The sequence below is a fragment of the Rhodococcus sp. P4_B6 genome (assembly GCF_056402215.1).
Map to the genome: position 1 here is coordinate 17,027 of NZ_JBFUHV010000002.1, position 16,904 is coordinate 33,930.

Below are 16,904 nucleotides of genomic sequence, written 5' to 3' on the forward strand. Positions count from 1 at the left end.
CGCATGATCGGCGCGACGCCGCCGGACACCTACGGGTTGTCCGGTGGCGTCGACGTCTATGTCGAGGCATCGCCGCCGTACCCGCGTGATCTTGCGCGCCGCCGCGGTCCCGAGAAGGCTGGATCTCACGACACCGCGACGTGATCGGAGCCAGGGATGGACACCACGATTACCGAGATCGCTCCCGACATCTACCGGCTGTCCACGTATCTGGACGAGCCGAACCTGATCATGAACCAGTTCGTCGTCGACGGTGAGGAACCGCTGCTGTTCCACGCCGGTCAGCGTGCGCTGTTCCCGGTCGTGTCCGAGGCGGTCGGCCGGCTGATTCCCCTCGACAGGCTGCGGTGGATCACGTTCGGCCACGTCGAGGCCGACGAGTGCGGCGCGATGAACTCGTGGCTGGCGGCCGCGCCGAACGCGGAGGTCGCGCACGGGGCGATGGGCTGCTTCGTGCAGGTCAACGACCTGGCCGATCGCGCGCCGCGTCCCCTGCAGCACGGCGACGTGCTGGAGACGGGCAGCAGGCGAGTCCGTCACCTCGATACCCCGCACGTGCCGCACGGGTGGGACGCCGGGCTGATCTTCGAGGAGACGACGCAGACGCTGTTCTGCGGCGACCTGTTCACCGCGTTCGGCCATCACCCCACGACCACCGAGGAAGAGATCGTCGGCCCGGCCATCGCGGCCGAGGACATGGGGAGCGCGACGTGCCTGACGCCGGCGCTCGGGCCCACGATCCGGGGGCTCGCCGATCTGAAACCGCTGCTGCTGGCGCCGATGCACGCGCCGGTGTTCACCGGTGACTGTGTGCGGAGTCTGCAGGATCTCGCGCAGGCGTACGAGGAGCGGATGGCGGCCGAGGCCGCGCGGTACCGCGAAGCCGAATAGCCGACCCGGAAATTTCCCCTCGACTGTGGCGCAGAATACATCTTAGTGCTAAATTATTGAGCACTAAGGAACTATGCCTTCGGGTCGAGCTTGGGAGTGAGCGATGACAACAGACGCAGACACCGTCCCCATGATGGTGCGTCAGATGCGGGTCGAGTCCTCGGGCGTCGTCTCGCTCCGCCTCGAACGGCAGGACGGCGGCACGGTCGACCGGTGGACGCCGGGCGCCCACCTGGACCTGCACCTGAACCGCGGGACGATCCGTCAGTACTCCCTCTGCGGAGACCCCGACGACAAGACCGGGTACCGCGTCGCGATCCTCCACGAGGTGACCGGCCGAGGCGGCTCCCGGCACGTCCACGAGACGCTGCGGCCCGGCGACAGTCTGTCGGTGAGCGCACCTCGCAACAACTTCGAACTCCTGCCGTCGCCGCGCTATGTGTTCATCGCCGGCGGCATCGGCATCACGCCGATCCTCGCGATGATCGGCGAGGCCGAACGCATGGGTGCCGAATGGGAACTGCACTACGGCGGCCGCGCCCGCTCGTCGATGGCGTTCCTCGACGAGCTGTCCCCGTACGGCGACCGCGTCCACGTCGTCACCGAGGAGGCCGACGGCATCCTCGACCTCGACGGCATCCTCGGCACCGCCCGCGCGGAGACCCTCGTCTACGCCTGTGGCCCCGAGGGACTGCTCGGCGCGGTCGAGGGGTATGCCGGCTCCTGGCCGGACGGCGCGATCCGGCTCGAACGGTTCAAGGCCAAGGAGATCCCCGCCGACACCCTCGCCGGCGACCGTCCCGTCCGCGTGATCTGCGAACGATCCGGCATCTCCGCCACCGTCGCCCCCGACCGGACCATCCTCGACACCCTCGAGGAGTCCGGCGTCGACGTCCCCAACTCCTGCCGCGAAGGCATCTGCGGGACCTGCGAAACCCGTGTCCTCGCCGGCACCCCCGACCACCGCGACTCCCTGCTCTCCAGCTCCGAGCAGGAGTCCGGCACCACCATCATGATCTGCGTTTCCCGCGCCCGCTCCGACGAGCTCGTGCTGGATCTCTAGAAGGGAAGAACCATGAGCCTGTATCTGCAACCACGCCAGTCCGGCGCGGCGCCCACCCCGTACGAACGGAAACTGGCCGGTGCGATCGAAGAGGTCTTCGGCACCGGGGTGCACCACCTCGAAGGCCTGGTGAAGGGCCTGAACGCCCTCGGAATCCACAGTCCCGGCGGCGACGCCTGGACCACCGACACTTTCACGGACGAGATCCGACGGATGGGGGCCTGACCATGGTGAACCGACTGCACAAGGCGGCACTGACCGGCGACGAGATCTTCGCGACCGGGATGCGCGACCAGTGGCACGCGGTGTGCCCGTCCGACTTCGTCGCGCGCGGAGACATGAAGAAGATCCGCCGCCTCGGCGAGGACTGGCTGCTGTTCCGTCAGTCCGACGGCACCCTCCGCATGCTCGCCGACCGCTGCCCGCACCGCGGCGCTCCGCTGTCGCAGGGGCAGCACCTCGGCGACCGCGTCGCCTGCCAGTACCACGGTGTGCAGGTGGACGGCGGCGGCACCGTCGTCTCCGTCCCCGGGATGCCCGGCTGCAACCTCGAAGGCAAGCGGCTGGTGACCAGCCTCCCCGTGCGGGAAGTGGCCGGCGCCGTGCTCGCCTGGTTCGGCACCGACCCCGACGCCGAACCCGCACCCCTCGAACTGCCCGAGCGCCTCACCGACGACGGCATCTCGCACTTCCTCTGCTACGCGGAGTGGAAGGCGCCGTGGCGGTTCACGCTGGAGAACCTGCTCGACCCGATGCACGGGGCGTTCCTGCACCGCGAATCCCACTCGATGTTCGGCGGGGAGACGTCCGCGAAGTTCCGGATCCGCGAAACCGACCGCGGATTCTTCTTCGAGAAGACCGACCAGCGCGGCGTGAACTTCGACTGGGTCGAATTCTGCCGGACAGGCATCGACTGGGTGGACCTCGAGATCCCGTACCCGCCGACCGCGGGCCCGGGCGGGTCGTTCGGCATCGTCGGCATGGGAACTCCGATCGACGCCGAGACCACCGCGGTGTTCTTCTGGCGCTACCGCCGCGTCGAGGGCTGGGAGCGCGACGTCTGGCGGTTCCTGTACCGCACCAAGCTCGAAGAACGGCACTGGGTGGTGCTCGAGCAGGACCGCACCATGCTCGAGGCGATGGCATTCGACGCGGACCAGGCGGAGAACCTGTACCAGCACGACCTCGGCGTCATCCGGCTCCGCAGGCTCTACCGGGCGCAGGCCGAGGCCCAGGCGAAGGCGCTTCAGGAGGCGTAGGGTCGCGCGGGTTGACTCGAGTGAAATGTCAACTAAGAATGTGTGACGGCCGACACGTGGGCGCCGGCCGGGTGCGAGGAGGCGCGAGCGGTGCTTACGAACGGTGACGATCGGGGTCGGCTCGCGCTGGTCGAAGCGGCGGGGCGGTGCTTCGCCGAACTGGGGTACGAGCGCACCACCGAGGCGGTCATCGCCGCTGCTGCCGGAGTGTCCGAGGCCGAATTCCGCGCCCGGTTCGCGTCCCGCGACGACGCCTTCCGTGCCGTCGCAGCCGAAGTGTTCGACACGTTCGTCGAGGCTCAGCGCATCCCGGTCCCGCCGGACGCGGACCCCCGCAGCGTCCTGCGCGCCGCCACCGCGGCGTTCATCGAGACCGTCTACAGCAGCGGCCGCCTGTTCACGATGGTCGAGGACCGCGCGGCCGTCGACCCCGTGATCGGCGAACAACTCGAGGCGGCACACAACCGGATTCTCGGCCGGTACATCCGGTTCATCGAACGGCTCAACGAGGCCGGGATCGCGACGCCGTGCGCCGAACCCGCCCAACTCGCCCGCAAACTGGCCGAGGCGCAGTGGACGGGTGCGGCGCGCCTGATCGGTGCGTCGCCGGACGAGCAGCGACGCTTCATCGTGGAGATGACGGCGGCCTCCGAACGATTCATCGGATTCGGTGAGGTCGCCGATCTGACCGCCCGCACGGCCAGCTGAGTTTCCGCTCAGGCGGTGGGGGCCTGGTTCTCGACGATCGAGTGCTCGAGCTTGCGGAGCAATTCGGCCAGCGCCGCCTGATCGTCCTTCGACATCCCGCTGAGGATCTGGGACTCGTTGGCGAAGTGGGCCTCCGCGACCTTCTCGATCACCCGCAGGCCCTCGTCGGTGAGTTGCGCGTGCACGATGCGGCGGTCCTCGGCGTCGCGCTCCCGCTGCACGAGTCCCGCCTTCTCGAGACGGTCGACGCGCAGTGTCACACCCCCGGTAGTGACGAGGGCGGACTCCGCCAACTGTCCGGACGTCATCCGGTACGGCGGACCCGAACGTCGGAGGGCGGCCATGACGTCGAACGACGCCATGTTGATGCCATGCTCCTCGAACACCGCCGCGAGGGACGACTGGTACCGCAGATACGAACGGTGCAGGCGGCCCAGCACTTTCAGCGGACTCACATCCAGGTCCGGCCACTGGTGGGCCCACTGGTCGACGATGTCGTCGACGGCATCGCGATCTGGAACGGGGCGTTGCGTCACCGGGCGCACCTCCTGGATTCTCGAGGGTCTCATCTGTTTAGTACCAAGATATCGAAACGAGCATAGGTGACGGCGACGCTCCGCGGGTCCCCGTCGATTGCTCGAAACGGGGACCCGCGGCGCGGCCGGACGTCAGTGCCGTCAGTGGCCCGCGACCGCCGCGACGGCGTCGATCTCGGCGATGGCGCCGTAGGGGAGGCTGCTCACCTCGAGGAACGTGCGTGCGGGACGCGGCTCGTCGAAGATGCGCTCGAACTGGCGGTTCGCCTCCTCGCGCAGCGACAGGTCGGTGACGTAGTAGGTGAGCTTGACGACGTCCTGCAGCTGCCCGCCGACGGTCGCGAGGCGATCGACCATGCGGTCGACGGCGGCGTCGAGCGCCTCGGTGCGGCCCGGGACGGCGGTGCCCTCGGCGTCGACGGACAGTGCGCCGGAGACGAACGCCAGTCCGCCCGCGACCACGGCCGGGCTGTAGGGGTGGTGGGCGGTGACTTCGGTGAGGGACATGGAGGCTCGCTTTCTCGGGGGGCTGCTCCGGCCACTATATCTTAGCGCTAAACTAATTGACAGGGTCTGGGAAGCGAAGTCCGACCGAACTCCTGGCGCGACGGACCGCCGAGGACGAGATTGAGGGCATGACGAATTCGAACCAGACCATGAAGGCAGTCTCCTACTCGTCCTACGGCGGTCCCGAGGTGCTCGAGATCCACGACGTGCCGGTACCCGAGCCCACCGGAAACCAGGTGCGCCTCCTCATCAGGGCCGCTGGCGTCAACCCGATCGACTGGAAGCTGCGGTCGGGATCGATGGCCGAGGTGATGTCGGTGCAGTTTCCGAAGATCCCGGGCAGCGAAGTGGCCGGCGTGGTCGACGCGGTCGGTCCGGACGCGACCGGTGTGCTGGTGGGCGACGACGTGTTCGGCTGGTCCGACACCGGCGGCTACGCCGAATACGCGCTCGCCTCGATAGTCGTGCCGAAGCCGAGTGGGCTGAGCTGGACGGACGCCGCCACCATTCCCGTCGCCGGCGAGGCCGCCACTCGGGGACTCCGGCTCCTGAAGCTGAAGTCCGGTGAGACGCTGCTGGTGAACGGTGCGTCGGGTGCGGTGGGAACCATTGCGGCGCAACTGGCGCTGGACGCGGGAGTCACCGTGATCGGCACCGCGAGCGAGAAACACCACGACACGCTGCGGGAGCTGGGCGTGACCCCCACGACGTACGGCGAGGGACTGGCGGACCGGGTGCGTGAACTCGCCCCGAACGGCGTCGACGCCGTCCTCGACCTCGGCTTCGGCGGACTCGAGGTGGCGATGGAACTGCGCGGGGGCACCGACCGGATCGTGACGCTGTCGGACGGTGCCGCGTTCGGGCTGGGAATCACCTTCTCGTCCGGCAACGCCGGCGACCGCAGCGCGGAGACACTGCGCAGGCTGGGCGCCCTCGTCGTGGACGGGAAGCTGGCCCTCCCGCCGGCCCGGACGTTCCCGCTGGCCGAAGCGGCCGACGCGCAGCGCGCCGGCGAGAAGGGTGGCAGCCGCGGGAAGCTCCTCCTCGTGCGCTGACGCGCCCGTGAGTACTTATTAACCGCCCGTGGTTAACAAGTACTCACGGGTCAGGCGGTGGTGGCCAAGGCGGCGGCGAGACCGAACGGAACGGCCATCACCACCACCTCGACGATCGCGCGCCGCAGGGACCCTTCCGCGGTGATCCGGTGCGCGGCGGCCTGGACGACCCACGTTCGCCGCCACCACCAGCCGAGCCCGAGAAGCGCCGCCAACGCCACCGCCTTGGCGAGCACGATGCGGCCGTAACCGGTGTCGAACAGGGGCGTCACCCCACCCAGCCGGACCGCGGCGTCGATCACACCGGTCGCGGTCAGCAGCCACACGCACCGCCACGCGACGACGGAATAGCGCGGCAGCCACGACGACCAGTCCCCACGCGACCGGAGCATCAGGGCGAGCGCGGCGAGGAGTCCGAACCACACGGCGGCGGACAGCGCGTGGACGACGTCGAGGACCGAGCCGAGGACCTGCTGCGACATGTGGCCGGTGATCGGCCGGGCCACCAGGGCCAGTGCCGCGAGCACCAGCACCGGGACGGGAAGCCGGGCGTCGCTGCGACGGAACGCGACCGCCGACCACACGGTGGCCGCGGCCGTGCACACGAGAACGGCGAGGTCGACGCGTCCCGCACTGATCTCGGTCACGTAGGCACCGAACCGCCCGACCGACAGCTCGGACAACCCCAGGGCGTCGGCCTCCGCCGCCGTCATCGACAGCAGCACGGCCTCGGCGAGCATCCACGCGCCGGCGACCGCGGTCGACAACCGCCACAGCCGTTGGTCCCGCAAGAGGGGACGGCTGTCCGCCCGACTGCACCAGCCCAGCGCGGCGAGTCCGAGGACGACCGAACCGAGCACCAGGCACAGCGCCCGGACAGCGCTCGACGGCGACGGGTCTTCCGGTTGCGCCAGCGCCCAACCGCACGCGACCCCGACGAGCGACGTGGGTACGGCGAACAGCAGCCAGGACTGTCGCGCCGCACCCACCGTGCTCAGTTCTCGCCGCGAGGCTTGCGAAGCGCGAACCACAGCCCGCCGCCGAACACGAGCACACCGGCAACAATGAACGGCCACAGCGGAACTCCGCCACTGCCGGATTCACCCGAGCTGTCGGCCGCGGCGCCGGGTGTGCCCGACCCCTCCTGGGTGAGGGTGAACGTGCGGGTCCCGCTCACCGGATGCCCGTCGGCGGAGGTGACGCGAAACGCGACGGTGTACACGCCTGCCGGTCCCAGCTCGCCGAGTTCGGCACTGACCGTGGGCCCTTCGACGACCGGGTCGCCCTTTGTCCACAGGTTCCCGTCGGGTCCCACCACGGTCAGCGACGCGAACGATTCCTGCAGCGCCTCGTTGAACGTGACGCTCACCCGTTCCGGGCCGGACGCGATTTCCGCGCCGTTCTCGGGGGTGGAGCTGATCACGACGGAATGGGCGAGAGCGGTGCCGGCGCCGAGCATGCTCGCGAGCATTGTCAGCAGTCCGACCGCGATCACCTTCACCGACGTGAAAGTGGTGTGTCGTCTCATTTTCGACGGCTCCGGACCATCGCGCCGAGACCGAGCGCCGCACCGAGTGCGCCCAGGACCAGGGCGATGCCGCCGAGCCAGCGGGCGGTGTCGTCGGTGCCGGACGCCGTCGTCTCGGTCTCCTCGGACGTCGTGGCGCCGCCGGCGTCGTGGCTGTGATCTTCACCGCTCGCCGCGGCGAGGGTGAGGGTGGGGGCCGGCTTGTCGGGCTCCGCGCCATCGGGGCCTTCCGCCTGATCCCAGTTGACGACCTCCCCGTCGCTGTACGTCTGGGTGGCCGGGAACGACACGTCTTCCTGCTCCGGCAGCGGTCCGGCGGACAGCTCGAACTGCTGGAACTGCCCGGGCGCGACACCGACACCGGGGTCGGCGGACCACGTCACAGACTTCGCGACCTGGGACGTCGGGTCCTTCTCGACGACGGACGTCCACCCCGGCATCGGTGTGGTGCGGGCCGACTTCAGGTCGGGGAGCGTGACGGTCAGCTTGGTGGTGGACGCCGTCTCGGACTCGGTGGGAACGCGGAACGTCAGGACGGAGTAGCCGCCCTGCTCGGCGCCGGGGGCGACGACGGTCACGTGGGCGGCGGCCACACCGGCCGCGAGGAGCATGGCGCCACCGGCCGCACCGGCCGTGAAAAGGGCACGGGAAACGAGGGAATTCATCAAAGGTCCTTTGAAAGGTCTGAAGGGAGAAATGGTGAGAATCAGACCAGGACCGGTGGGCCGCGACGCGAAATGCTCGCGCGCAGCAGGGCGTCCACGGGATTCGCGGGACGCGCGGGGAGGTGCGCCGTTCTTGCTGCCGAGACGGGCTGCGGTTCACCGCGCAGAACCACCCGCCAGACGTGGACGAGGGGACCGTACAGCCGCTCGGCGTTGGCGATCAGCAGCGCGCAGACGACGGTGGCGGCCGCGTGCGCGGCGACCATCGGCACGGCGGGGACCGCCGAGTGCAGGTGCGAGGTGAGCGTGAGCGCGAAGTGCGCGGCAACCTGGCCGGCGCCGAGGGCCGCCACGAGTGCGAGCGGTCCGTGGAAGCGGGCGGGCAGTTGTGCGGTGACCGCGCCGACACCGCTGCACGTGACGAGCAGCAGGGTCAGGGCCGCGGATTCGGGAAGGCCGCCCCCGCCGATGCCGTGCGCCGCGACCGCGAGACCGGCGACGAGCGCACCGACCGCCGACCCACGAAGGGTAGCGGTCGCGGCGGGGCGGGCGGGGGACATCGAGTGGTCGGGTCGTTCAGCGCACGCCGAGGCGGGCGAGGAGATCGGCTTCGACTCCGTCGAGTTCGGACGAGATGGCGTGATGGGCGGCCTTGCGGCGGGCCTGCGGCATCTGCTCGGCCGCGCGGACGGCGGTGTTGAGATCACTGAGGCGGTCGCGGATGGCGGCGGCGAACTTCTGCGTCTCCGCGTCGTCCGGCTTCTGGGCGAGGATCTCCGTGGTGGTGCTTTCGGCACCGGCGATGCGGGCGCTGAGCTTGGCGCCGTGCCCGGTGAAGTTGGCGAGCTGGTCGACGTCGACACCCATCCGGTCGGCACGCCGGGCGTCGATCTGCCCGCGCACGACGGTGGCGGCGCGGTAGGCGATCGGCAGCAGCACCGGTGTCAGCAGTCGAGCGACACCGAGGTACTTGCGGACGGCGGCGACCGTGAAACCCTTCTGGGCGGCGGCCTTCTCCTCGGCCTTCAACGCAGCGATCTGAGCCTTCTCGACCTTCTTCAGCGACCTCAGTTCGGCGGCCTCGAGCTTGCGCCCGGCCTTCGCGGCATGCTTGTCGCGTTTCCGTTCGTTCTTCGCGCTCAGCTTCGCCTCCACTCCAGCCTTGTGCCGGAGTGCCTTGGCTTCCGCCTTGCGGGTGGCTCGGGACTTACGTTTCTTCAACAACCCCATCGAAAAGACCCCTTTTCCTGGTGTTTCAGCGGAGCCCACGCTACCAACTGCATCCGGTGCTTCGGGATCAGCCTAGGGGAGCACATAATCTTCGTCATCGTGTGTTCCCATATCGGTCAGCAATCAGAACCCGACGCCTCTCCCGGAAAGGTGTCGGGGACGGTGATCGATGCCAGCGCCCTGACGCGGTGCCGCCACCGGGTGCACCTCGACGCGGCGTTCCCCGAACAACTCGCGGCCGCGCCGGAGGACCCGGGCGTCCGCCAGCGCCAGGATGCTGCCGCCGCCAAACGTGACGAGGTCCGCCGGACCCTCACCGAGCACGCACCGGAACGGTGGGTGCAGATCGACACCGAGCAGAGCCTGCGCCGGCGCGCCGAGGACACCCTCGCCGCATGCGAGGCGGGCGTGGACCGCATCTGGGGAGCCGTGCTCCCGCTCGACCGCGACGCCGGCCGGAGGGCGCGCTGCGAGATTCTGCTCCGCGACGAGGACCGCGGTGGGTACATCCCGGTGATCGTCGTCAACCACAAGGTCACCGATCCCGGCCGCGGCGCGGTGACGTCGGGAATGTTCGAGTGGAAACCGCAGGAGGACGTGGCGCGGAAGCCCCGCAGCCAGGTCCGCGACCAGATGCGCGTCGCGCAGGTGTACCGGATGCTCGAGCGGCACGGGCTGGCGAGTCCCGCCCTGGTGGCCGGCGCCATCGGTTACGGCTCCGACGTCATCTACGTGCACGACCTCACCACCATCCTCGACGACTACGACGAACGCTTCGCCGACCGGCTCGCCGTCGCACGCGGGGAATCGGCGACCGTGCCGTCGAGGATCGGCGAATGCCGGTYCTGCCCGTGGTGGCCCGGGTGCGAGGAACAGCTGACACAGACGCACGACGTGAGCCTGGTGGCCACGGGGTCGCGCGCCGACATGCTGCGCGACGCGGGCTGCCACACCATCGACGACCTCGCCGCATGGGACCGCGAACCCCTCGAGGACTGGCCGCACGGCGCGTTCGAGGACGCCGTCGTCACCGCCAAGGCCTGGCTCGCGGGGGCGCCGCTGGTGCGACGCTTCCCCGAGATCCGGGTGACGCGCGCCGACGTCGAGGTCGACGTCGACATGGAGAGCTACCAGGAGCACGGCGCCTACCTGTGGGGGACACTGCTCAACGTGGACGGGGTGTCCGCGTACCGGCCGTTCGTCAGCTGGGACCCGGTGCCGACGCAGGACGAGGCCCGGTCGTTCGCGGAATTCTGGACGTGGCTGATGGCCGAGCGGGAAGCGGCGGCCCTGAGCGGCAGAACCTTCGCCGCCTACTGCTATTCGCGGTCCGCCGAGGACAAGTGGTTGCTGGACTCCGCCCGCCGGTTCGCCGGGACGCCCGGCATCCCCACCGAAGCCGAGATCCGCGAATTCATCGACAGCCCACAATGGGTCGACATCTACCAGGCGATCAGCGACCAGTTCATCTGCCCCGGCGGCAAGGGCCTCAAGAAGATCGCCCCCGTCGCCGGATTCCGGTGGCGCGACGCCGACGCCGGCGGCGAAGCATCCATGAGCTGGTACCGCGAAGCCGTCGGCTACGACGGCGAACCCGACCTCACCCAGCGCGAACGACTGCTGCAATACAACGAGGACGACGTTATCGCCACGAAAGTACTGCGCGAATGGATGTCGGATCGGGCCGAGAACGAGATCCCGCTCGCATCCGACCTCTAGGCTGCAATGCAGGGCCCGATTCGGTAGGGGTGGTCAGGTGGAGGTGCCGAAGACATCCACGACGCTGCGGTTCGCGCTGCTCCTCACCGCCGCGGGCGGCTTCCTCGACGCCTACACCTACATCAGCCGCGGCGGCGTCTTCGCGAACGCCCAGACCGGCAACGTCATCCTCATGGCCATCGACCTGTCCGAGCGGCACTTCCACGCCGCACGCGCACACCTGTGGCCGATCCTCGCGTTCATCGTCGGAGTCGCATTCGCGCACCTGCTCAAGGGCGAACTCGCCCACAGCGTCTTCGACCACCCGATCCGGATCGCGATGGTCGCGCAGATCGTCGTCCTCGTCGCGGTCGCGTTCGTCCCCCCGGACGTCCCCAACGCGCTCGTCACCGTGCCCATCGCGTTCGTCGCGGCCATGCAGTTCGGCCTGTTCCGCACCATCGGATCGCTGTCCTACATCGCCGTCGCCACCACCGGCAACCTCATGCGCTTCACCGAGGCGGCGTACGCCGGATTCATCGAGAAGATCCCCGAATCGCGGCGGCACACCCGGGTGTACGCAGCCATCGTGAGCAGCTTCGCGGGCGGCGCCGTCCTCGGCGCCTTCGCCACCCGCTACTTCGGCGGATCCGCCGCCTGGATCCCCGCGGCCCTCCTCATCGTCGCCCTCATCCTGTTCTACGTCGACGACGTGCGGCGCCGCCGCCTGTGAGCGGTTGACGAGTCCAGGGACTCCTTACGCACGCACGGGCGGCGAAGCCGCCTACTCCGAATTCGCGGGCCCGATCCACTCCGGATACTGGACGRCGACCGGCATCGTCGGCGGCTCGAAACCGGGAGGCGGAACGAGGTTGCCGGACGCATTCGCGGCGAATGCCGGGAACTGCTGCTGCCACCAGTCCGTGCACCCCTGAGGAATGACATCACCGTCCAGCCGGCGCAGGTAGTGGAGCTTGGTGATCTTCCAGCCCTCGAACACATTCCACGTCGGCACCCGATTCGCACGAGCGTCCTGCTGGGCAGGGTCGGTGTCGGGAATTCCCGGCTGCCCCGGGTCGGCGGCGGTCCGTTCCAGCTCGACACGGAACGCCGCATTCAATGGATTCAGGGTGATGTTTGGGCGCGGCTCGGAAAAGAGCTCGTAACTACATACCGTGGCCGCCACTCTTGAATCCGTGGTTGCAAAGTCGGCGATGTACACGAAGTTCGTTCCCGCAGCCTGGCTGGTGTCCTCAGGTTCTCGCCAGGTGAGGAACTCCTCCTTGTCGCGATCACCTTGTCTCGCGGGGCCGCCGACAGCACTTTCATATCCGGGATACGAGTTGCTCAGGCCTACATAGGACGTGAGTTCTCCCGCCTCGTAGGCCGCGCGTACGAGTTCGGCGCTCCGGTTGGACACGTCGACATCGGATCCGCCAGACCAGACGTTGGAGTACAAGACCGTGGTCTCTGCCGGAGGAGGCGGATCCGGTTCAGGTGCAGTTTCCTCGGCGCAGCTGGTCGACAGAAGAACCACCGTTCCCAAGGTGAGTGCGAAACCCGCGCGATCAACCATCGTTGCGTACCACGTCGTCGTAACCGTTTCGGATACGTTCCCCGTTCCCGTCGGCCGGATCGCCGAGGTTGCTGAACATGGTTTGGAGAGGATCCTTTCCGTAACCTTTCATCTCGGCATTCGAACGGAGGTCCTCCCAAGACAGGAGGTCGCCAGACGAATCGAATGCCCAGGGGTAATCCCCTCGGAAGCTCGCGGGAAGCTCCGGCGTCGCTTGAAGAATGTTGTAGTAGTCGCGGTAGAAGTCCGGAGCTTCCAGGGCGACGGAGGGTGCCGGCCCCGGCGCCTTGCCGATGACGGCGTCTTTCAGGGGGTCGCCGCCCGCGTCGATCATGGTGTTGATGAATTCCCCGCCGGGAAGGCGGTCCAGGCCTACGGAGCCGATGCTGGTGAGAGCGCCGTATGCCGCCGCTTTGCGGTCGTAGATTGCCTGCGCCTGCTCGGCCTTGTCGCTGTAGCTGTCCTCGGTCGAGAGGAGTAGTCCCCTGTCCATGAGGCCGTGGATTCGGCCTGCGGTGGAGAGGTCGCCACCGGCCAGGGGTGCCGCGGGGTCGTGTGCGTACCGGCCCTCCGCGGCAAGGATTTCCTGCATCGAGGACTGGGTGAAGTGTGTTCCGGCCTCGGGGTCGGTGTTCATCACGGCGAATACGTTCGACGAGCCGCCGAAGTGGTTGTTGTCGGCGGGGTCTGCCCAGGTGCCGATGTCGAAGCCGGGGTTTTCTGGTCGGCCGGCGCCCGCGAGGTCGCTGATGTACGGACTCATGCTGTGGGACATGGTCCGAAGAAGGTCCGGGTTGACCTCTCCGACGGATTGCCCGTCGGTGCCGGGTATTCCCCGGAGCGTGTCCCAGTCGGTACTCATGTTCTCGGCGAGGGCTGACATGATCTGCCCGCTGCGTGTCGCGGCTTCGACGTCGGCCGGGTTGCGGGGGTCCTCGACAGTGGCCTCTGCGTCGTCGAACCGGAACATCGAGGCTGCTGCTTGCCCGTTGTCGGACCAGTTGTGAGTGAGGACGTCGCGCACCAGATTCTGGCCGGTGTCGGGCTGGGTGACCGCGTGCTGGACGGCGATCTTGTCGTCGCCGACGGCGGTGAAGATGCCTTCGGTGATCGCCGTGTTCTCGGTTCCCCGGCCGTCGACCGTGAAGTACTCGAACTTGTGGTTCGGGTTCTGTTCGTGCGCGACCTGGGCGTCGAGGTACTGGCGACCGACCTCCAGGAGGTGCTGATCGAGGCTGCTGCCGCTCTTGTACTGCTCATCGCCTGCCTGGACGATGTCGGCGATCGCCTGGTTGTCGGCGACTCCGTTCAGTTCGACGCTGGATGCACCGGTGGGCCCGACCATCTTGAAACCGCGGGTCACGAGATCGTCCCGGGTCAGCGATTCGACCATCTTGTCGGGTAGCAGGTTCAGGCCGCCGGTCGTCGGCACCTGCGAGTCGCCCTTGACGGTGGCCGTGATCTTGTCGTTCGACACGATCTGAAGCGAGTTCGCCAGGGCACGCGCAGAGTCCGGAGGCAGCTTGTCCATGATCTGCTGGATCTCCTGTGGACTCTTTCCGTCCAGTGACCGGCTGACCTGATTCAGATACTCCATCTGCGACGCAGGGATCGTCGCGGCGTTGCCGGAGTTCACGGCGTCGAGCTGCTCGGGGGTCAGTTCCCCGGCCTCGGTCAGTCTCTGGACCTGCTCGGGATTCAATCCGGCGGGGTCGGAGACGAGTTGCGTACCGTCGGACACACCCTGATCGGAGCCCAGCGCCGCGGCTGAGGTGAACGTTGCCCGCAGCCCGTCGCGAGCGGAAGCGAGTGCGTCCCTGACGGTTGCGTCGGCAGTTTCCGTCGCGGACGCGGCGTCGGCGATGTCGCGTTGCCACCCGGTCATGTCGTTCACGCGATCGTTGTCGGGATCGGGGGTCCCGGGATCGGTGACCGTCAGGTCGTCGGCTACGCGGAAACCCGCAGACTCGGCGGCCACGATCGCCATCCGCGCCCGCTGCAGGGGTGCGTCGACGTCGTGGAAACCCTGCTTCGCACGGTTGGCGAGTGCTTCCAGTTGATCGACCACGACAAGCGCCGTCTTCTTGTCGGCATTCGCCCGGTTCTGGGCGGCCTCGGCGGTTTTGCCCTCCCAGTAGGCGTCGTTGACCTTGGTCACGCCGTCGACGTATCGGGTGAAGAGATCTTCGACCTTGGTGCCGAGGGCGATCCATGCGTCACCGATCTCGGTCAGAGTCGCGGGATTCCAGGAGTCGATCTGGGTGCGAGTGAGGCTCATGCTTTGCCGCTCCACTCGCCGGTGGCGTTCGTGTAGGCGGCGACGAACCGGTCGGCTGACGATTCGTCCTGGTTCCGGTACTCCTGCGCGACATGGATCATCACGTCGCCGGTCTCGCCGAGTCGTTCCTTGATCGCCGGCACGAGTGCTGCATCCACGAGATCCGCGGAGATGCCGGATGCCTCGATGACGGAGCTCATCACACCTCCAAGCGTGGACGCGAACGGTCCTGCCGCCGGACCGGTTCGCAGACCACCGGCCTCGTCGGCCAGTGCGCGCAAAGTTCCCCCCAGCTTGTCGAGCTGCTCCAGATCAGCTTTCAACGTCCCCACGAAGCCCCCCTCGTCTGTTCACGGATCGACAGCAGCCTAGCGCCCCGTGAGTGGTTGACGAGTCCCTGGACTCCTCAGCCGCGCACGGGTGGCGAAGCCGCAACCCCGAGTGAGTAGGCGCCGACGATTTTCGGTGCGGCCGTCTCGTAGAAGCGGTCGAGGTCCTGGATGTCGAAACCGGCGTTCGTGACCAGGGCGGGGATGTCGCGGGTGAGGTGGCAACCGCCGGCGACGGTTTTCTGGATCGGTTCGAGCCGGCGCTGCCACCGCTGGACGTTGTCGTCCGGGGCGAGGCCGTGCTCGACGAAATGCAGTGTGCCGCCGGGTTTCAGGACGCGCAGGACCTCTCGGAGCGCGGCGTCGGCGTCGGGGATGGTGCACATCGTCCAGGTGGACAGTGCGGTGTCGAAACTGTTGTCGGGGGAGGGGAGTGACTGACCGTCGAGGCCGGACCTTTCGACCGGCGTCGTCGACGCCGCCAGGCGCTTGCCGGCCAGCTTCCAGCCGAGGTCGGCGGGTTCGACGGCGCTCACCGACTCGACGGCGGCCGGGTAGAACGGGATGTTGAGGCCCGACCCGAATCCGATCTCCACCACGCGCCCGCGCAGCCCGGCGCAGACGCGTCGCCGCGTCGGTTCGGTGAACTTCATCCCGCAACTGATGTCGACGAGTCGCGGGACGATCCGGTCCGAGTAGAACCCCATTTCAGCCCTCCTAGGGCGCTTCGCGCCCGTGCGCCTTTGTGGTAGCTGGAGCAACCAGAAAGGCGCACGGGTGGCGGAGCCGCCTACCGCGGCGCCATGCGCAGGGCGCCGTCCATACGAATGGTCTCACCGTTGAGGTAGTCGTGTTCGACGATCATCTGGACGAGTTGTGCGTACTCGGCGGGCTGTCCGAGGCGGGACGGGAACGGCACGCCGGCTTCGAGGCCCTTGCGGTATTCGTCGGTGACACCGGCGAGCATGGGGGTGTCGATGATGCCGGGGGCGATGGTGTTGACGCGGATGCCGAACTGGGCGAGGTCGCGGGCGGCGGGGACGGTCATGCCGTGCACCCCGCCCTTGGATGCGGAGTAGGCGATCTGGCCGATCTGCCCCTCGAACGCGGCGACGGATGCGGTGTTGACGATGACGCCGCGCTGCCCGGACTCGTCGACGGTGTCGGTCTTGGAGATGGCGTCGGCGGCGAGGCGCAGGACGTTGAACGTGCCGAGCAGGTTGACGGTGATGACGGTGCGGAACAGTTCGAGGTCGTGCGGGCCCTTCTTCGACAGGATGCGGCCGGCCCAGCCGACGCCGGCGCAGTTGACGACGATGCGCAGCGGCAGACCCGACTCGACGATCGTGTCGATCGCGGCCTGGACCTCGTCGCCGCTGGTGACGTCGGTGGCGAGGAGGGTGACGCCGTCGGGGACGGTGTCGCCGGCGCGTTCGATGGACTGCTGCAGGTCCAGTCCGAACACGGTGGCGCCGGCGTCGGCGAGACGCTTGGCGGTGGCGGCACCGAGGCCCGAGGCTGCTCCGGTGACCAGTGCGGCGGTTCCCTGAATTTCCACAGTTCGCATCCTTCGTTTCCGGC

At 68.3% G+C, this 16,904-nt stretch carries 21 protein-coding genes; 9 read left to right on the forward strand and 12 right to left on the reverse strand.

The window, feature by feature from the left end:
• Positions 1–3: 3 nt before the first annotated feature.
• The 6 genes from AC1DWT_RS00950 to AC1DWT_RS00975 all read left to right on the forward strand — a co-directional run bounded on the left by AC1DWT_RS00950 (position 4) and on the right by AC1DWT_RS00975 (position 3,921).
• On the forward strand, positions 4–144 hold the full coding sequence (locus AC1DWT_RS00950) for a hypothetical protein (protein ID WP_167372184.1): 141 nt from the start codon (positions 4–6) through the stop codon (positions 142–144).
• Between the two features lie 12 nt (positions 145–156).
• Entirely contained in the window at positions 157–891 is a 735-nt protein-coding gene (locus AC1DWT_RS00955; protein WP_477919406.1) for an oxygen-binding di-iron domain-containing protein, read from the forward strand.
• A gap of 103 nt (positions 892–994) precedes the next feature.
• Positions 995–1,954: a PDR/VanB family oxidoreductase gene (locus AC1DWT_RS00960; RefSeq protein WP_206014343.1), complete on the forward strand. Its 960-nt coding sequence runs from the start codon at positions 995–997 to the stop codon at positions 1,952–1,954.
• 12 nt (positions 1,955–1,966) lie between these two features.
• Positions 1,967–2,179: a recombinase-like helix-turn-helix domain-containing protein gene (locus AC1DWT_RS00965; RefSeq protein WP_072949161.1), complete on the forward strand. Its 213-nt coding sequence runs from the start codon at positions 1,967–1,969 to the stop codon at positions 2,177–2,179.
• 2 nt (positions 2,180–2,181) lie between these two features.
• Positions 2,182–3,213 (forward strand): aromatic ring-hydroxylating oxygenase subunit alpha, encoded by a 1,032-nt coding sequence (locus AC1DWT_RS00970; RefSeq protein ID WP_072949159.1) that lies wholly within the window; start codon positions 2,182–2,184, stop codon positions 3,211–3,213.
• 90 nt (positions 3,214–3,303) lie between these two features.
• Positions 3,304–3,921, forward strand: a complete 618-nt coding sequence (locus tag AC1DWT_RS00975; protein ID WP_072949187.1) for a TetR/AcrR family transcriptional regulator — start codon at positions 3,304–3,306, stop codon at positions 3,919–3,921.
• A gap of 8 nt (positions 3,922–3,929) precedes the next feature.
• On the opposite strand, the gene AC1DWT_RS00980 is transcribed toward AC1DWT_RS00975, so the two are convergent.
• Both AC1DWT_RS00980 and AC1DWT_RS00985 read right to left on the reverse strand, forming a co-directional pair.
• Positions 3,930–4,490 carry a MarR family winged helix-turn-helix transcriptional regulator gene (locus AC1DWT_RS00980; protein ID WP_174705575.1) on the reverse strand — a complete coding sequence of 187 codons (561 nt, stop codon included), beginning with the start codon at positions 4,488–4,490 and terminating at the stop codon, positions 3,930–3,932.
• A 108-nt stretch (positions 4,491–4,598) separates the two neighbouring features.
• On the reverse strand, positions 4,599–4,964 hold the full coding sequence (locus AC1DWT_RS00985; RefSeq protein ID WP_072949157.1) for a RidA family protein: 366 nt from the start codon (positions 4,962–4,964) through the stop codon (positions 4,599–4,601).
• A 149-nt stretch (positions 4,965–5,113) separates the two neighbouring features.
• Here AC1DWT_RS00985 and AC1DWT_RS00990 point away from each other — a divergent pair, with 149 nt between their 5' ends.
• Complete coding sequence (locus AC1DWT_RS00990; protein ID WP_476748565.1) at positions 5,114–6,019, forward strand: NADP-dependent oxidoreductase; 906 nt, start codon at positions 5,114–5,116, stop codon at positions 6,017–6,019.
• A gap of 50 nt (positions 6,020–6,069) precedes the next feature.
• On the opposite strand, the gene AC1DWT_RS00995 is transcribed toward AC1DWT_RS00990, so the two are convergent.
• Genes AC1DWT_RS00995 through AC1DWT_RS01015 form a run of 5 tightly spaced genes read right to left on the reverse strand, consistent with a single transcriptional unit; the run spans position 6,070 to position 9,442 of the window.
• Entirely contained in the window at positions 6,070–7,008 is a 939-nt protein-coding gene (locus tag AC1DWT_RS00995) for a CopD family protein (RefSeq protein ID WP_072938754.1), read from the reverse strand.
• A 5-nt stretch (positions 7,009–7,013) separates the two neighbouring features.
• Complete coding sequence (locus AC1DWT_RS01000; protein WP_072938752.1) at positions 7,014–7,547, reverse strand: copper resistance CopC family protein; 534 nt, start codon at positions 7,545–7,547, stop codon at positions 7,014–7,016.
• A complete protein-coding gene (locus AC1DWT_RS01005) occupies positions 7,544–8,212 on the reverse strand; it encodes a YcnI family copper-binding membrane protein (RefSeq protein ID WP_072938751.1) in 669 nt (222 codons plus the stop codon). The genes AC1DWT_RS01000 and AC1DWT_RS01005 overlap by 4 nt, the downstream gene beginning before the upstream one ends.
• A 41-nt stretch (positions 8,213–8,253) precedes the next feature.
• Positions 8,254–8,772: a hypothetical protein gene (locus tag AC1DWT_RS01010; RefSeq protein ID WP_477919407.1), complete on the reverse strand. Its 519-nt coding sequence runs from the start codon at positions 8,770–8,772 to the stop codon at positions 8,254–8,256.
• Between the two features lie 16 nt (positions 8,773–8,788).
• A complete protein-coding gene (locus AC1DWT_RS01015; protein ID WP_477919408.1) occupies positions 8,789–9,442 on the reverse strand; it encodes a DUF6474 family protein in 654 nt (217 codons plus the stop codon).
• Positions 9,443–9,604: 162 nt separating this feature from the next.
• On the opposite strand from AC1DWT_RS01015, the gene AC1DWT_RS01020 reads away from it, so the two are divergent.
• Together AC1DWT_RS01020 and AC1DWT_RS01025 are read left to right on the forward strand one after the other, a co-directional pair.
• Positions 9,605–11,161 (forward strand): TM0106 family RecB-like putative nuclease, encoded by a 1,557-nt coding sequence (locus AC1DWT_RS01020; protein ID WP_477919409.1) that lies wholly within the window; start codon positions 9,605–9,607, stop codon positions 11,159–11,161.
• A gap of 37 nt (positions 11,162–11,198) precedes the next feature.
• Entirely contained in the window at positions 11,199–11,873 is a 675-nt protein-coding gene (locus AC1DWT_RS01025) for a YoaK family protein (RefSeq protein ID WP_072938743.1), read from the forward strand.
• A gap of 51 nt (positions 11,874–11,924) precedes the next feature.
• Here AC1DWT_RS01025 and AC1DWT_RS01030 read toward each other — a convergent pair whose 3' ends face one another.
• From AC1DWT_RS01030 to AC1DWT_RS01050, 5 genes are all read right to left on the reverse strand, one after another.
• Positions 11,925–12,560: a hypothetical protein gene (locus AC1DWT_RS01030; RefSeq protein WP_477919410.1), complete on the reverse strand. Its 636-nt coding sequence runs from the start codon at positions 12,558–12,560 to the stop codon at positions 11,925–11,927.
• A gap of 148 nt (positions 12,561–12,708) precedes the next feature.
• Positions 12,709–14,994, reverse strand: a complete 2,286-nt coding sequence (locus AC1DWT_RS01035; protein WP_477919411.1) for a TPR repeat domain-containing protein — start codon at positions 14,992–14,994, stop codon at positions 12,709–12,711.
• Positions 14,991–15,326 (reverse strand): hypothetical protein, encoded by a 336-nt coding sequence (locus AC1DWT_RS01040; RefSeq protein ID WP_477919412.1) that lies wholly within the window; start codon positions 15,324–15,326, stop codon positions 14,991–14,993. Before AC1DWT_RS01040 ends, AC1DWT_RS01035 begins: the two co-directional genes overlap by 4 nt.
• A gap of 74 nt (positions 15,327–15,400) precedes the next feature.
• Positions 15,401–16,030 carry a class I SAM-dependent methyltransferase gene (locus AC1DWT_RS01045; protein ID WP_477919413.1) on the reverse strand — a complete coding sequence of 210 codons (630 nt, stop codon included), beginning with the start codon at positions 16,028–16,030 and terminating at the stop codon, positions 15,401–15,403.
• Between the two features lie 83 nt (positions 16,031–16,113).
• On the reverse strand, positions 16,114–16,881 hold the full coding sequence (locus AC1DWT_RS01050; RefSeq protein ID WP_072938731.1) for an SDR family NAD(P)-dependent oxidoreductase: 768 nt from the start codon (positions 16,879–16,881) through the stop codon (positions 16,114–16,116).
• Positions 16,882–16,904: the final 23 nt, after the last annotated feature.